The following is a 14,896-nucleotide window of genomic DNA, read 5'->3' as shown; positions in this document are numbered from 1 at the left end:
TTTCTGATTCCACTAAAAGTCGTTCCGGGTGGGGCGGCTTTTTTTATGCCCCTACCCCAGCAAGCCCGCGTTGAGGTCTTGCCACTACAGCCAACGAATTATAATGCTCAAACAATCGTTTGCAGGATTATGATGGCTTAAAAATACGCAACACAGCATCATAAATGAGCAGAGAGCTGGTAGCCAAAGGAGCGGCCAGAGCGTAATTTTGCTGTTTCCATTCTTGTTACGTTATGCCTCAGCTGCTTTCCCGCTTCCCTGATGTGCGGCAGTTGCCGCACCCGGCCCGCGTGGCCGTCATGCTGATTTTCTTCCTGCACGGCCTGCTGTTTGCCAACTGGGCGGCCCGGCTGCCCGAGTTGGAGAACCGCTACGGCCTCACCCACCGCGGCCTGGGCCAGGTATTGTTCTGCAACGCCATGGGTGCGTGGGTCGCCATGCCCCTGGCCGGCTGGCTGATCCAGCGCCTGGGCAGCGCCCGCCTTACTACCATCGGGGCGCTGGGCTTCTGCGGCCTGATTCCGGGCATGGCCCTGCTGCATACGCCGGCGCAGGTAATGACGCTGTTTCTGCTGCTGGGGGCGGCTACCGGCCTGCTCGACGTGGCCATGAACAGCCAGGCCCTGCAGGTTGAGCAGCAGCAGGCGCAGCCTATTATGTCGTCGTTTCACGCCGCGTTCAGCTTTGGCGGCATGCTGGGGGCCGGGGCGGGAGCTTTGAGCGCCCGGCTGGCGTTGGGCTTCGGCCCTCACCTGCTGGGTTTTTCTGCCGGGAGCCTGCTGCTGGTGCTGGCCGTGGCACCGAGCCTGCTCCCGGATGCGCCGGCTGCGGAACCCACCACCGAGCCCACCCGCAGAAGTCGCTTTCGGTGGCCCCGCCCGGCCCTGCTGGCTTTGGGCCTGGTAGCGTTCTGCTGCATGCTGGGCGAAGGAGCCATGGCCGACTGGAGCACGATTTATCTGGTGCAGGATACGGCCGCCACGCCGGCCCTGGCCCCGCTGGGCTACGCCGCCTTTTCCCTCACCATGACCTGCGGACGGGTGTTTGGGGATGCCCTCGTGCTGTGGTTCGGACCGCGCCCGGTGGTGGCCGTGGGCGGCCTGCTGGCTTTCGTGGGGCTGCTTGGCATGCTGCTGGTCCCGCAGACGGTGGTGGGTATCGGCGGGCTGTTTCTGATTGGGCTGGGGCTGTCGGGCATTGTGCCTACGGTATTTAGTGCGGCGGGTCGGCAGCGGGGCCTGGCGCCGGGCGTAGCCATTGGCATGGTTTCGACCATCGGCTACGGCGGGTTTCTGCTGGGGCCGCCGCTGATTGGCTTTCTGGCCGACAGCGTCACGCTGCGGCTGGCACTGGGAGTGGTCGTCGGATTGTTTGCGGTAATGGTAGCCGTGGCCCTGCGGCTGCGCTTCCTGCCGGCCGCTTCGGTCCCGGAGTCTGCCCGGCGGGCGGAAGCGGTACCCGCCCTGCACTAGCTCGCTAGTTCCGGAGAGCCGCTTCGACGATTTTGAGTCCCTGTTTTCTTTGTATTACCAACCTATCCCACAGTATTTTATAAAGGTCAAACCCCGTATAATCATTTATCTCAACTCCCTTTAACAACAATTGCCATGGCTTCCAATGCCCCTTTCTTCGGCCCCGTTGCCGAATCGACCCAACGCCGTACCCACGAACTGAAAACCTGGCCGGCCTGCTTCGCCGCCGTCGAAGCCGGCATCAAGCCCTTCGACGTGCGCGAGAATGACCGCAGCTTCCAGGTCGGCGACGCGCTGCTGCTGCGCGAGTTTGAGCCCGAGAGCGAACAGTACAGCGGCCGTACCACGGCCCGCTGGATCAGCTACGTGCTGCCGGGCGGTAGCTTCGGCGTTGAGCCGGGCTGGTGCGTGCTGGGCTTCGGCGACACCCAGCCACTACCGCCAGGCATCAACGACACCCGGCTCTGGTAACCGAGAGCCTTTACTCCGGGCCGAGCCCGCCCATGTATCCCTGCACGACGGGCAGAAATACGCCCACCGCTGCGTTCAGATAGTCCCGCTCGGCGGCCGTCCAGTGGTGGGGGTGGCCAAAGATGCAGGGCTGCAGAATACCCCACAGCTGGCCTTGGGCGGTGATATGGGCATGCACCAGGGCGCGGTGGCCGAACGTGGTACGCTCGAATTCCTGGTTGAGCACCTCGGGCCCCGCTTCGGTTACGTCGTCCACAAAGACGGAGGGCCTGGCGGCCAGCGCCGCCCGAAACAGCGGGTCCTGGGCCGGCAAATCGCCCGTATCATTCTGCCAGTCGTGACGGGGGTCCGGTACGGCCTCGTCCAGACGCCAGACGAAGGCAATGCGCCCGCGGCCCTGCCGGGGGTCGCGCACGTACAGAAAGCAGCGGTCAGCCCGCAGATACTGACCGACCAGCTCCAGGGCACTTTGCAGCTTTTCAGCCGGCGGGGCGCTGGCGGCAAGGACGGCTTCCAGTTCGGCAAGGGGCGGGACGGTCATCGGGAAGGTCAAGCGTGTGGAGGATAGCGCACGGCACTCAGCCAGGTATACGCAGCCCGGCGCGTTGCGGCGGCAAAGCCGAGCAAGTAGCCTGGCGGTTGGGGCAGAGCATAGCGAATGCCCTTGCCGAAGGAGCCGCAGGCAGGACATTTGCGGGTCAGGCATCAACAAAGCCCATAGTATTTGGTTGCTGGCTTAGTACTTCCCCGCACCACCACTTACCTATGCAGCCGCTGGTTTCCTACTCTTATCTGGATCTGTACCTACACGAGGGCGTTTCCCGCGCCATCGAAGCCCAGTGGAAAGGCTTTATCAGCAGCTCCTTGCTGCGGCAGGCCCTGCTGGAATGCGTGACGCTGGCCCGTGAGCATGGCATTACCGGCTGGATTGCGGATGACAGACTGCTGGGGCCGGTGCGCCCCGTGGACCTGGAGTGGATTGCCACGCAAGTCCTTCCCCAGCTGGTCGAACTGGGCCTGAGGCGGTTTGCCCGTATCGAGGCCGTCGACCCACTCAACAAGCTGCTGATTGGCCAGGCCCAAGCCGCAGCCGAGCAGCAGCTGCACTTTGATTTGCAATCATTTACCGATCTGCAGGCCGCGCGCACCTGGGCCTGCAGGTAGGGGAGCTATTGTTAGCCCTCAGGCGGCCCAGTCCCGGCTACGGGATGAGCAGGTGGCCTGACCCAGCGCCCCGTCTTCTTCCAACAAAGTAAAACCCCCGCCTGCAGCGTGCAGGCGGGGGTTTTCTGTAGAGGGGATGGGATTCGAACCCACGATGACCTTTTGAGCCATACACACTTTCCAGGCGTGCTCCTTCGACCACTCGGACACCCCTCTAGGGCAGCAATCGGGCACAAAGTAACGTCCGAATTTCGGGATACGCAAGCCTCAAGGCTAGGCCAGCGTTATTTCCCCGCGTAAATCATAGGTGAGCAGGCGGGCCGTTTCGGCGGGGCTGCGCTGCAGGCCCAGCACAAACATGAGCTTGGTGATGGCCGCCTCGGTGGTGATGTCGTCGCCGCCGATGATGCCGAGGCCGGCGAAATGGGCGCTGGTTTCGTACTGCCCCTGGATGACGCGGCCTTCCTCGCACTGGCTCACGTTGAGCAGCTGCACGCCCCGCTCGTGGGCTTCGCGCAGGCAGCCGAGAAACCACGGGGCGGTGGGCGCGTTGCCCGAGCCGTAGGTTTCGAGCACGCAGCCGCGCAGGTCGGCTATTTCGAGCATGGCCCGCACCACCCGCTCGGTGATGCCGGGAAACAGCTTCAGCAGCACCACCCGATCGTCGAGCCGCTGGTGCACCCGCAAGGGGCCGCCGGGCAGCAGCAGAATCTGCTTGTCGTTGAAGGCGACCTCGATGCCGGCCCGGGCCAGGGGCGGATAATTCTCGCTGCGGAAGGCGTTGTACTGCTCACTTTCCACTTTTTTGGCCCGGTTGCCGCGGATAAGCAGGTCGTTGAAGAACACGCAAACTTCGGGCACGCGCACCGTGCCGGCCATGGAATGGCGGGCGGCGGCAATGTCGAGGGCCGTAATCAGGTTGCGGCGGGCGTCGGTGCGGATGCGGCCCACGGGCACCTGCGCCCCGGTGAAGATGACCGGCTTGCCCAGGTTTTCGAGCAGGTAGCTCAGCGCGGCCGCCGAATAGGCCATGGTATCGGTGCCGTGGAGCACCACGAAGCCGTCGTAGTGGGCGTAGTTCTCGCCGATGATGCGGGCCAGCAGCAGCCAGTCGGCCGGTACCACGTTCGACGAGTCGATGGCCTCGGGTAGGCTAAGCACCGACAGGTTCATGTTCAGCTGGCGCAGCTCGGGCATCTTTTTGCGGATCTGCTCAAACTTCATCGGCACCAGCTCGCCGCGCTTGTTGTACTCCATGCCCACCGTGCCGCCGGTGTAAATGACCAGCACGGCGGCCGGCGGCCGGTGGCCGGGCACAGGGTCGGTGTTCTGGATAACGGTGGGGGCGGGAAGGCTGGCAGCAGGCATGGGAAACGGGAAGAATGAGCGGAGTCAGACTGTCGGGGCGAGGAACGGCGGGAAATACTCCATCCGTCCCGGGCAGCAAAGAAACCCGGTTTACCCGATACGCGCCGGCAGTACCTTACGTCCGAAGCTGCCGGGTGCAAAGCCGCTGGTCATCCTGCAGAGGCCGGATTGCGGCGCCGGGCCTCCTCGCCCCGGCGGGCTTTCATTCTCACAGCTTGAACAGGGCCTGGGCATTGCGGGTGGTGGCTTCGGCCACTTCAGCCGCGGTTTTGCCCAGCAGCGTGGCTACGCGCAGGGCAATAAGCGGCAGGTACGACGGCTCGTTGCGCTTGCCGCGGTGGGGCGCCGGGGCCAGGTAAGGGCAGTCGGTTTCGAGCAGCAGATGCTCCAGGTCCAGGCCGGGCAGCACTTTGTCGGCGCCCCCGTTTTTGAACGTAGCCACGCCGCCGATGCCGAGCTTAAAGCCCAGCCGGATGACGCGCTCGGCTTCGGCCGGCGTACCCGAAAAGCAGTGAAACACCCCGCGCAGCGTCCCGTCCTGGGCGGCTTCGATCAGGTCGGCGGTTTCCGCGAAGGCGTCGCGGGTGTGGAGCACCAGGGGCAGCTTGTAGGTTTTGGCCAGCGCAATCTGCACCCGCAGGGCTTCCTGCTGCTCGGCCAGCAGGGTTTTATCCCAGTACAGATCGAGGCCGCACTCCCCCACGGCCGCAAACGGGCGCTTGCTCAGCCAGTCCTCCACCAGGTACAGCTCCCGCTGAAAGTCCTTGGTGACGGAGCACGGGTGCAGGCCCATCATGGCGAAGCACCGATCGGGGTAGCGGGCTTCGGTTTCGAGCATTACGTCGACGCTGGTGTGGTCGATGTTGGGCATCACGATGGTCGTCACGCCGGCGTCGAAGGCGCGGCGCAGGGCGTCGTCCCGGTCGGGCTTGAACTGTTCGGAGTAGATGTGGGCGTGCGAATCGGTGAAGTGCATTTTTGGTTTTTGAGTGTTGGTTTATGGATGGTGGATGTTAGGTGTTAGGTGTTAGGTGTTATAGCAGTTTCGCGAACAGTGTAGCGGTTGCATTCGCTCCGGTCGGACGGCTTTTTCCGCCGTCCGACCGGTCGTTGTAGGCCCGATGTATTTATCGGCAGCCAGCGACGACCGGTCCGACGGCGAAAAGCCGTCAGACCGGGTACACCGTTCACGAAACCGCTATAGGTGTTGGTTATAAGGAAGCGGTTTCGTACCAGCTTGCGCGAATTTTTGGCGCTGGATACTGCGCCAAAGTAACCAGCGGCTTGTGCCACAAAAGTAGCTGGGCGGCCGGTTATGATTGGCGGGCGCAAGAACCGGCTGGCTGATAAAAATCAGCCTACGGCCGAAACGGCACTATTCTCAAAACTACTTGCACAATTGAAATATATTGTTCTCCTTTGGGTTCTGCCCTGATTTACCTATTGCAATACGTATTGACCCATTTTTTCACTTTTATCCTTTCCCCATGCTTATCAAATTTACCCCCCCCCCCCCCCCGCGTAACGCGGGCCACTCCCGTTCGCGCCCTGTGGGTGTTGCTCGTGCTGCTCGCCGCTGGCTACGCCCGGCCCGCCACGGCCCAGGAAATGATCTTCCGCAGCCCGTACGCGAACTTCTCCAACGTGTTCAACTGCTTCCCCAACGGAGCGTACCGCACGGCCTCTACCACCAGTGCCAGCGGCCGGGCCGCTTCCGCCTTCTCCGAAAACGGGGTCGCCCTCACGCCCCGGGGCGAGCTGCGGGTATTGGTGATTTATGCCGGCTTCACCAATGACAACGTGGAGCATTTTGTAGACCCAAGCGCTCAGAATATCCCTTACAACAACGACGACGACCCTAGAAACCCCTGGCCCCAGACGCTGAACGGTTCGGCCTGGGGCGAGTCGCTGCCGCGCTCGGCGGCGGCCAACTTCTACACCAGCGCCAGCCAGTTCAGCCCCTCGGCTACCGACCAGACCCTGTCGAACTTCTACTACCAGATGTCGCAGTTCAATTCCCGGCCCTTCAAGCTGACGGCCCTCAACTTCCCGGTGCGGGTGAACGTGACGGCCACCAACAGCCTCAACTACGCCGGCTGGGATACCTACTCCAGCCTGGTAATGGACAGGATCCGTACCGAGCCCGCCCTGCAGGCCCACATGGCCGGCCTGAGCCGGGCCGCGCTGGACGCCCGCACCAACCGCCCGCAGTACCTGAGCGACAACAGCCTCTCGGCCCCCGACGATAAGATCGACTATACTATCATCATCTGGCGCTACGCCGGTGGCTCTCCCGGCACTGGTGGGCCTAACTCAGGCCTGACCTATGGCCTGGAAAACGTCATCGGCAGCGGAGGCGGCTACGCTGCCATTGCCAACAACACGCTCATCGAGGCCACCGGCAGCACCCCGGCGCTGACCACCTACGACGGCTTCACCCAGTGCCTGGGTATAGGGGGAATCGACCATCAGCTCTTCACCCACGAGTTTGCCCACACCCTCTACTACGCCCCCCACGTGAACGGCAACAACGGCGTGAGCGGCGACAAGTACTACGTGACCACGGGCAACAGCATGACCACGGGCAGCATCAACGCCTGGGAGCGGTGGTTTCTGGGCTGGGCCCCGCTGCAGTGCAACGGCGTGAGCGGCGACCTGACCGATGCCCCGGCCCTGGTGTCGGGGGGGCGCTACCGCCTGCGCGACTTCATCACCACCGGCGACGCGCTGCGCATCCGCCTGCCCAACACCTACAACCCCGCCACGGGCACCTACCAGTACCTGTGGCTGGAAAATCACCAGAAGCTCAGCATCTGGGACCAGCGGCAATGGACCCAGGGCGGGGCCGGCCAGCCCCTGCCCGTCATCCCGGCCGGCATGATGGCCTACGTGGAAGACATGCGCCAGAACAAGAACAACCCGACCGGCTGGAACGGCTTCGATGAGGGGGCCAACGGGCTGAAGTACCTCTCGGCCGCCGGCCACTACGACCTGGCCCCCACCGGCACGAGCAGCACCTATAACAACGCGCTGTGGGGCAACCTGATTTATGATTTCAGCCAAGGCGCGGCCAATCCCACCGGCGGGCAGAGCAACTTCATGTTTCTGCGCGGCGACAAGGACTACGACGGCCAGATCGACTACACCACCGCCGCCAACGGGGGTGGCGCCAACGAGTACTTCCACTTCGCGGCCCTCAACGGCACGCCCACCTACGGCTTCATGGGCAACGACGCCCGCTACCGCCTCGGTGCCGCGGCCCCGACCACGACACGCCTGGCGATGGACTCGAACCCGGCCCTGGTATCGACCCCCAGCTTCGATGCCGGCCAGCAGCGGATGGCTCCTATGCAGCTCAGCGGCGTATCGGTGCAGCTCACCGGCTCCGGCCCCGACGGCAGCCTCTACGTGCAGGTCAGCTTTACCGATACCGACATCACCCGCAGCACCCGCTGGACCGGCAGCCTGCGCGTGAGCCCTGTGCCCGGCACTACCAACGGCTACGACGTGAACGTACTGAGCGGAGCCCGCCTTTCGGTGAACCGCAGCGGTACACCTAACCGCACCACGCCCGGCCCGCTGCGCGACTTTATCAACGACACCTACCTGGCCGTGGCCGGGGAGGCGCAGATGCACCTGGAAACGGGTGCCGCCCTGGTAATTGGCAGCGGCAGCACGGTGTACGTGGAAAACGGCGGGCGGCTGCTGGCCGAGGCCGGCAGCGTGGTACGCATCCAGGCCGGGGGCCTGCTCAGCGTCAAGACCCAGGCCGAAGCCGAGGCCCTGCGGCAGTACGATCAGCTCGATATTCAGCCCGGCGGGCAGCTGCAGGTGCGCGACAACCAGCTTTCGATAATCCCCCGGGCCGCCGGCCTGAGCGTGTACCCCAACCCGACCCAGGGCCCGCAGGTGCGCTTCGAGCTGACGGGCGTGCCCGCCGCTGAGGCGGCGACCTACACTTACCGCCTGCTCACGCCCTACGGCCAACCCGTGCGGCAGGGCCATTGCGCCCAGCCCCGCGTCTCGCTGGTGGGCCTGCCGGCGGGCACCTACCTGCTGGAGCTGACCCGCCCCGGCGGCCAGCGCCTGACCCGGCGTGTGCAGGTGAACCCCTAACGAGCCCGGCCATGAAGCACTTCCTTTTCTTCAGCCTGTGCTGGCTGGCGGCCCTGAGTGGGCCGCCAGCTACGGCTCAGCTGCGCGTACAAAAAATCTTTGGCTCGACCGGTAATGAAGCGGGTGGGTTTCTCACGCCTGTTCGGGCCGGGGGCTACCTGGTGGTGGGAGGGCAACAGAAGTTGCCGCCCCTGCCCATCAATCAGAAGCTCTATCTGGTACGGACCAACGCGCAGGGCGATACGCTCTGGACCCGGACCCAAAAGCTGCCCGGCTTTACCCAGCTAACGGTACGCGCCGTGTGTGAAAACACGGCCGGGCAGGTGCTGGTAGCCACCGATGGCGGCGACCCGGCTACGGCCCGCTATGCGGCCATGCTGGTGCTGCTCAACCCCCAAGGCGATACGCTCTGGACCCGCAAGGTCAGCGGCCCGACCAATGACATTTACACTAGCTTGCTATTAGGCAACGACGGCAACTTCGTGCTGACTGCTCTTCTCAACACCTTCCCCCAATGGCTCAAGGTCAATGCCGCCGGGCAGGTCGTGGCCCGCACGGATATTATCTACGACGCCAGCCGCATTGGCTTCGTCTCGGGCCTATTCAAGGACAATTCCGGCCGGGGTGGTTACTGGCTGCAAAACACCAGTGGCGGCTCGCCCAATGAGCGCAAAGCACTGCACCTGACCGAGGCCGGCGTAGTGGATCAGACCAAGCCACTCTACGGCACGGCCAACAACAGCATTCGTAGCGTCGCACCGTTGCCCAACCAAAGCGGCTACCTGATCTGTGAGAATGCCAAACTCACCCGCTACAATGCCGCCCTAGACACAGTCTGGACCAAGTACATCCACTACACCAATGGCTTCGTCGCGGATATTGCCGTGCCCGAGCTGCTCCAGCCCCTGGCTGATGGCAATGTCGTTATGGCCGGCCGCTTCTACTATGCCAACGGCTACCGCGTGTACCTGGGCAAGGTCACCCCGGATGGCCGGGTGCTGCGCGACACGGTGCTCTTCCGCGGGTCGGGCTCGGAATTCGTACGCGGCCTGGCCGTGCAGCCGGGCACGAGCAACTACGTCTTCAGCGGCGAAGCCCAGCAGGGTCCCATCGGCGGCTCGGACCTGTTCCTGGGCATCCACGCCAATTGGACCGTGCTCAGCACCCGTCCTGGCCAAGTGGCCCGCGCCGCCTTTCAGGCCTGGCCCAACCCCGTCAGCGCCGCCCGGCCCGAGCTGACGCTGCGCTCCGACCAGCCCCTGACCGGTGAGCTGCGCCTGTGTGATATGCTGGGCCGCACCGTGCGCACCTGGCCCGTGGCCCCCGCCTTGGCCCAGCCCGCCGGGCAGCGCTTGGCCCTGCCCGGCCTGCCGCCGGGCCTGTACCTACTCAACGGCTCCGGCGCAGATGGCCGCCGCTACTCGGCCCGCATCGTGTGCGAGTGAGGTTAATACTTCTGAATCTTTTGCCAAACGCCCCGTCGTCAGCCAGCGGCGGGGCGTTTCATTAGCGTACGCGCCTTAGTCGGCATGCCAAGTGAGCCGGTTGCAGCAGGAGCCCAGTAGCATGCCAGCTCCAAGCATTAAGCCCTAAACATACTCTCGTCCCTTCCACTCGAAGCGCAGTCGCAGCAGGCGAAACAGGCCCAGGCTCAGCGTCAGCACAATCGTGTACAGCTCGAAGGCCGGCAGCAGCGCCCAGCGCAGCTTCAGCCCGGCCCGGCGGAAGCACAGGTGGGCCAGCAGGCCCTGCAGCAGTATTTTAGCGACCAGCACGCCCAGCGCCGGCAGGGGCCCGGCTACCCCGGCCAGCAAAGCCAGCGCCAGGTAGAAAGCACCGTAGAACAGCAGCCCGCCCTGCAGCCAGGCCGGCAGCGCCTCTACCCCGCCCAGCCACCGCCGCCGCTGGTGCAGCAGGGCCGCGGGCGTGGCAATGGGCAGGGAAAACGCCAGCACGTCGGGCCGGAACAGGTTCCGGAACGTGAAGCCCCGGGCCAGCACCGCCCGGAACAGGGCGTAGTCTTCGGTGACGGAAAACGGCAGGGCCTCATAGCCCCCCGTCGCCTCGTAGGCGGCGCGGGTGACGAGCATGTTGTTGCCCATGGCCGTCACGGGGCGGCCGGCGTCGGACACTACCTGCACCAGGCCCAGCGACAAGAGCCAGTCGAGGCCCTGCAGCTGGTCGAACAAACGTGGCCCGCGCACCACCGTCAGGCCCGTGACGGTGCCCAGAAGGGAGTCGGCCAGCGCGGGCGCCAGCAGGGCTTCCACCCAGGTCGGCGGCACGGCAATGTCGGCGTCGGTGAGCAGGAAGAAGTCGGTGGTGGCAGCGCGGGTGAGGTGGGCCAGCACGTTGGCCTTGCCGCGGGCCGAGCCCAGCGCTTCGGTGACGGGCAGGCAGCGGAAGTGGCCCGCGTAGCCCTGCATGGCGGCCGCGGCTACGGCGGCCGTGGCGTCGGTGGAGGCATCGTCGCCGAGCAGCACCTCCACCAGGTGGGCCGGGTAGCGCAGCTCCCGAATGGCCCGCAGGCAGCGCCCAATAGCGGCTTCCTCGTTGCGGGCCGCAATGAGAATACTCACGCGGGGCAGCGGCGCGGGCAGCGGCAGCGCGGGCGGCCGGCGGTAGCGCCCGAACAGCAGCGTAGCCGTGCCCAGCACCAAAAACCACAGGCCAAAGTAGACGGTGAGCAGGGCCAGCACGGGTTACAGCGGCTCGAAGGTGAAGCCCAGCGCGGCAAAGTGGGCCAGGTAGCGCGGCAGCACGTAGCGCAGGTTGCGGCTGGCCTTCAGGCTGTCGTGAAACACCACGATGGAGCCGGGCCGGGTGGCGCGGATGGCCGTGGCCAGGCACTTGGGGGCCGAAAAGTCCCGGTCGTAGTCGTAGGTCAGCACGTCCCACATCACCAATTGATGGCTGGTGTCGAGGGTGCGGGCCAGGGGAATGGTGATGCGGCCGAAGGGCGGGCGCAGCAGCGGGCGGGCCTCGGGGGCGGGCAGTAGCTCGTTGAGCTCCTGCTGGCAGCGGGCCACATCGGCCAGAAACTCGGGGCGGCCGTGGCTCCAGCCGCTGATATGGCGGTGGGTGTGGTTGGCCAGGCGGTGGCCGGCGGCCAGGGCCTGGCGGGCAATGCCGGGGTGGCGGACCAGGTTTTCGCCCACGCAGAAGAAGGTGGCTTTAGCGTTGTAGCGGGCCAGCTGCTCGAGCACGAATGGCGTTTCTTCGGGAATGGGGCCGTCGTCGAAGGTCAGGTAGAGCTGGTTGCCGGTGCCGGGCATCGCCCAGAGGCATTCGGGCAGGAGCCGCCGCACGGGGCCGGGCATTCGGATCAGGCGCACGGCTTTTTAATTAGTGAGAAACGATTCGTGATGAGCAACTGAGAGTCCCCAGCTCTGCTGGCAGTCACGGCGGCACCGGCAAATTACGGCAAACGATGGCGAACCGGCCAGTTGCCCCTGTTCCCCTGCTGTCGGCCTTCGTAGTCAGCGGCGACCAGGAATTACTCATTTCTACTGCTTATTTACTGCTTACTCACGGCCGCCAGCACCGCCTGCCACAGCGCGTCGGCACTCTGCTCCCAGGAAAATCGCGCGGTATTGCGGTAGCCGCGCTCCACCAGCTGCCCGCGCAGCTCCGCGTCGGCGTGCATGGTTTCCAGGCCCCGGGCGATGGACTCAACGCTGAACGGATCAACCAGCAGGGCCGCGTCGCCGGCTACTTCGGGCAGGCAGCTGCAGTCGGAGGTGATGACGGGGCAGCCGCAGGCCTGGGCCTCGATAATCGGAATGCCGAAGCCCTCGAAATACGGCACGTAGGCCGTGGCCAGGGCCGCGGCGTAGAGCTGCACCAGCTCCTCGTCGGTGACGCGGCCGGTGAGGTGCACGGCGGTGCGGTGCTGCATCTGCTGGTACACGTCGAACATGGGGCCGGCTTTCCAGGCCGTGCGCCCCACGATGAGCAGCTTGGCCGGGGAGCCGGTGCGGGACTTAAACGCGTCAAACGCCCGGAGCAGGTTCACCAGGTTTTTGCGCGGCTGCAGGGCGCCCACGAACAGAAAGTAGGGCTTGCCCGCGCTGAACCGGTCGCGCACGTCCTGCTGGGTGGCGGCGGGCAGGGGCCGGAAATGCTCGTCGGCGGCATTGTACACCACCCGGATTTTGGCGGCGGGAATCTTATAGGTAGCCACGATATCCTGCCGGGTGGCTTCCGACACGGCCACCAGCACCCGGGAAGCCCGGGCGAAGCGGGGGGAGAAATACTGGTAGTAGCGGCGCACCAGCCAGTCGACATCCTGGGGAAAGTGCTCGAAGGCCAGATCGTGCAGCACCGTCACGCGGGGCACGCGGGTAGCCAGGGTGGTGAAGCCGTCGGGACTCAGAAACACGGCCGGGCGGTGGCGGGCCAGCCAGGCCGCTACGGCGCCCTCAAACCAGGCCACGAACAGCAGCGGGTGCCGGGCCGACGGATACAGCACGTGGGGCACCACGTTGGGCGCAAACAGGTAGCGCGGGTCGTGGGCGCGGTCGAAGAGGAAGTGGAACGTGTGCTCCGGGTGCCGGCGCACGAGGCGGCTGAGCGTTTCGTAGGTAAAGCGCCCGATGCCTTCGAGCTTGTCGCCGGGCAGCAGGAAACGGACGTTGACGGCTATCTGCAAGAGGAAGGAAAAGGAAAGTACGGAAAGGCGAAAGTAACAGGCGGCGCGGCGTTACCGGGGACGCAGGGCTTTTAGCTCGCTGAGCCGGACGATGCCGCTGGCAAACAGGATGCCCACGAACACCAGCCCGCCGCCCACGGCCTCCAGCAGCCAGTGGTTCAGCAGCAGGCGCAGGCCCCAGAACGTGGCGCACAGCATCCCGAAGGCCAGCCCCAGCCGGGCCAGCAGCGCCCAGGGCACCTGCACGCCGGCCCGCCGCTGCACCAGCACGAGGTAGCCGACGGACACGAACACGGCGCACAGCAGCGTATTCAGCGCCGCCGCCACGGCTCCGTAGCGCGGCAGTAGCAGCACGTTCAGGCCCACGTTCAGCCCGATGCTCAGCGCGACCAGCCAGCTCACGGCCTTTTCCTGGCTGGTGCTGGTGAGCAGCGTGCTGTAGATGGCGAAGAAAGCGTGGACCAGCACGTTGACAAACAGGATCTTCAGCGCCGTGGTCATGTGGCCCAGCTCGGCCGGGGAGCTGTGGGTGAACTGCCAGAACAGCACCTCCCCGCGAAACAGCACGAAGGCGCACACGAACAGCAGCGGGATGGTGACGATGCGCTGCCCGAACCAGAGCAGCTCCTGTTGCTCCTGGGGCCGGTCGGTGGCGTGGGCAAACTTGGCGAAGAACAGCGGCAGCACCGTCCACATATACATCATAATGGCGTCGACCCAGCGGTAGGCGCCGGCGTAGTAGCCGGCTTCGGCGGGCGTGGCCAGGCGCTCCAGCATCACCATGTCGATCCGCTCATTCAGGCCGTAGAGCAGCGTAATCATGGCGAAGGGCAGGCTGGCGCGCAGCACCGAGCGGGCCTGGTCCCAGCGCAGGCGGTAGCGCACGAAGCCGTAGAGCCGGGTAATGAGGCCGTAGAGCACCACGAAGGTAAACAGCGTGGCGGCCGAGCGGGCTACGACGTAGTTGTCGAGCGTGAGGCCCACGGTAAGCAGGGCCAGCACCAGCCCCAGCAGCAGCGCCTTTTCCAGCACCGAGAGCAGGGCGTCGGTGTTGAAGCGCTGGTGGGCCTGGAGCGTGCCGCGCAGAAAGCTCGTGTACTGCGTCAGCAGCAGCCCCGTGCCGGTGAGGGCCAGCAAGGTCAGGGTGTGGCCCCGGTAGCCGATGCCGTAGCCGACCAGCACAATCAGCCCCAGAAACAGGGCCGACAGCCCGCCCTTCAGGGGCAGAATGGTGGGAAAGTACTCGGGCATAAACCCGGTGCTGGCCGCCACGCGCTTGGTGGTCAGCTGGGTGAGGCCGAGGTCGGAAACGGAGGCAAAAATCAGCGTCAGCGCGTACAGGGCCGTAAACGTGCCGAAGGCCGCGTGGCCCAGGCGGTCCTGCACCAGGCTCTCGACCACCACCCAGCCCGGCTTCACCAGCAGGTTGAGCAGCACCACGAAGCTGATATTTCCGAAAAACTTTTTGATAGCCGCGAGACGATGGGTGGGCGGCGAAATTATGGAAAAACCGCCGGCCCGGCGCCATTTTTATCCGCCCTGGTGCGCTCCACCGCGCAGGGTCGGCCACTTTCCGCGCTTAGTTCAGCGCGCGTCCCCAAATGCCGCCCCTGCGTTTCGGGGCTATTCAATGCGGGGAAAATCGACTAGCTTT

At 65.1% G+C, this 14,896-nt stretch carries 12 protein-coding genes and 1 tRNA gene; 5 read left to right on the top strand and 8 right to left on the bottom strand.

Translation table 11 applies throughout. The features are described 5' to 3' along the window. The first annotated feature begins 233 nt into the window (after positions 1-233). Positions 234-1,472 (top strand): MFS transporter, encoded by a 1,239-nt coding sequence (locus ABD842_RS06895; RefSeq protein ID WP_345111902.1) that lies wholly within the window; start codon positions 234-236, stop codon positions 1,470-1,472. A 135-nt stretch (positions 1,473-1,607) separates the two neighbouring features. Further along, positions 1,608-1,943: an ASCH/PUA domain-containing protein gene (locus ABD842_RS06890; protein ID WP_345111899.1), complete on the top strand. Its 336-nt coding sequence runs from the start codon at positions 1,608-1,610 to the stop codon at positions 1,941-1,943. A 10-nt stretch (positions 1,944-1,953) separates the two neighbouring features. On the opposite strand, the gene ABD842_RS06885 is transcribed toward ABD842_RS06890, so the two are convergent. Further along, positions 1,954-2,484, bottom strand: coding sequence for a GAF domain-containing protein (locus ABD842_RS06885; RefSeq protein ID WP_345111896.1), 531 nt, complete (start codon positions 2,482-2,484; stop codon positions 1,954-1,956). Positions 2,485-2,708: 224 nt separating this feature from the next. Between ABD842_RS06885 and ABD842_RS06880 the strand changes: the two genes are divergently transcribed. Beyond that, positions 2,709-3,107: a hypothetical protein gene (locus tag ABD842_RS06880; protein ID WP_345111893.1), complete on the top strand. Its 399-nt coding sequence runs from the start codon at positions 2,709-2,711 to the stop codon at positions 3,105-3,107. Positions 3,108-3,235: 128 nt separating this feature from the next. On the opposite strand, the gene ABD842_RS06875 is transcribed toward ABD842_RS06880, so the two are convergent. The 3 genes from ABD842_RS06875 to ABD842_RS06865 form a co-directional block, all read right to left on the bottom strand. Continuing rightward, a tRNA-Ser gene (locus ABD842_RS06875) sits at positions 3,236-3,323 on the bottom strand. Between the two features lie 57 nt (positions 3,324-3,380). Continuing rightward, positions 3,381-4,475, bottom strand: a complete 1,095-nt coding sequence (locus ABD842_RS06870; RefSeq protein WP_345111891.1) for an asparaginase — start codon at positions 4,473-4,475, stop codon at positions 3,381-3,383. Positions 4,476-4,683: 208 nt separating this feature from the next. Next, positions 4,684-5,451 carry a TatD family hydrolase gene (locus ABD842_RS06865; RefSeq protein ID WP_345111888.1) on the bottom strand — a complete coding sequence of 256 codons (768 nt, stop codon included), beginning with the start codon at positions 5,449-5,451 and terminating at the stop codon, positions 4,684-4,686. A gap of 587 nt (positions 5,452-6,038) precedes the next feature. Between ABD842_RS06865 and ABD842_RS06860 the strand changes: the two genes are divergently transcribed. Both ABD842_RS06860 and ABD842_RS06855 read left to right on the top strand, forming a co-directional pair. After that, positions 6,039-8,591 carry a metallopeptidase domain-containing protein gene (locus ABD842_RS06860; protein WP_345111885.1) on the top strand — a complete coding sequence of 851 codons (2,553 nt, stop codon included), beginning with the start codon at positions 6,039-6,041 and terminating at the stop codon, positions 8,589-8,591. Positions 8,592-8,602: 11 nt separating this feature from the next. Then, a complete protein-coding gene (locus tag ABD842_RS06855; protein WP_345111882.1) occupies positions 8,603-10,036 on the top strand; it encodes a ligand-binding sensor domain-containing protein in 1,434 nt (477 codons plus the stop codon). Positions 10,037-10,180: 144 nt separating this feature from the next. Here the strand turns inward: ABD842_RS06855 and ABD842_RS06850 are convergent, their stop codons facing one another. The 4 genes from ABD842_RS06850 to ABD842_RS06835 all read right to left on the bottom strand — a co-directional run bounded on the left by ABD842_RS06850 (position 10,181) and on the right by ABD842_RS06835 (position 14,682). After that, complete coding sequence (locus tag ABD842_RS06850; RefSeq protein WP_345111879.1) at positions 10,181-11,290, bottom strand: glycosyltransferase; 1,110 nt, start codon at positions 11,288-11,290, stop codon at positions 10,181-10,183. Positions 11,291-11,293: 3 nt separating this feature from the next. Further along, positions 11,294-11,926, bottom strand: a complete 633-nt coding sequence (locus ABD842_RS06845; RefSeq protein ID WP_345111876.1) for a polysaccharide deacetylase family protein — start codon at positions 11,924-11,926, stop codon at positions 11,294-11,296. Between the two features lie 182 nt (positions 11,927-12,108). Continuing rightward, complete coding sequence (locus ABD842_RS06840) at positions 12,109-13,242, bottom strand: glycosyltransferase family 4 protein (RefSeq protein ID WP_345111875.1); 1,134 nt, start codon at positions 13,240-13,242, stop codon at positions 12,109-12,111. Positions 13,243-13,293: 51 nt separating this feature from the next. Beyond that, the gene (locus ABD842_RS06835) at positions 13,294-14,682 is read right to left on the bottom strand and encodes an oligosaccharide flippase family protein (protein ID WP_345111873.1); all 1,389 of its coding nucleotides are present in this window, start codon (positions 14,680-14,682) and stop codon (positions 13,294-13,296) included. Positions 14,683-14,896 lie beyond the last annotated feature (214 nt).

This window comes from Hymenobacter algoricola (assembly GCF_039539525.1).
Lineage (GTDB): Bacteria > Bacteroidota > Bacteroidia > Cytophagales > Hymenobacteraceae > Hymenobacter > Hymenobacter algoricola.
Note: the sequence above shows the minus strand (reverse complement) of the source record. Positions and strands in the feature narration are given on the sequence as shown.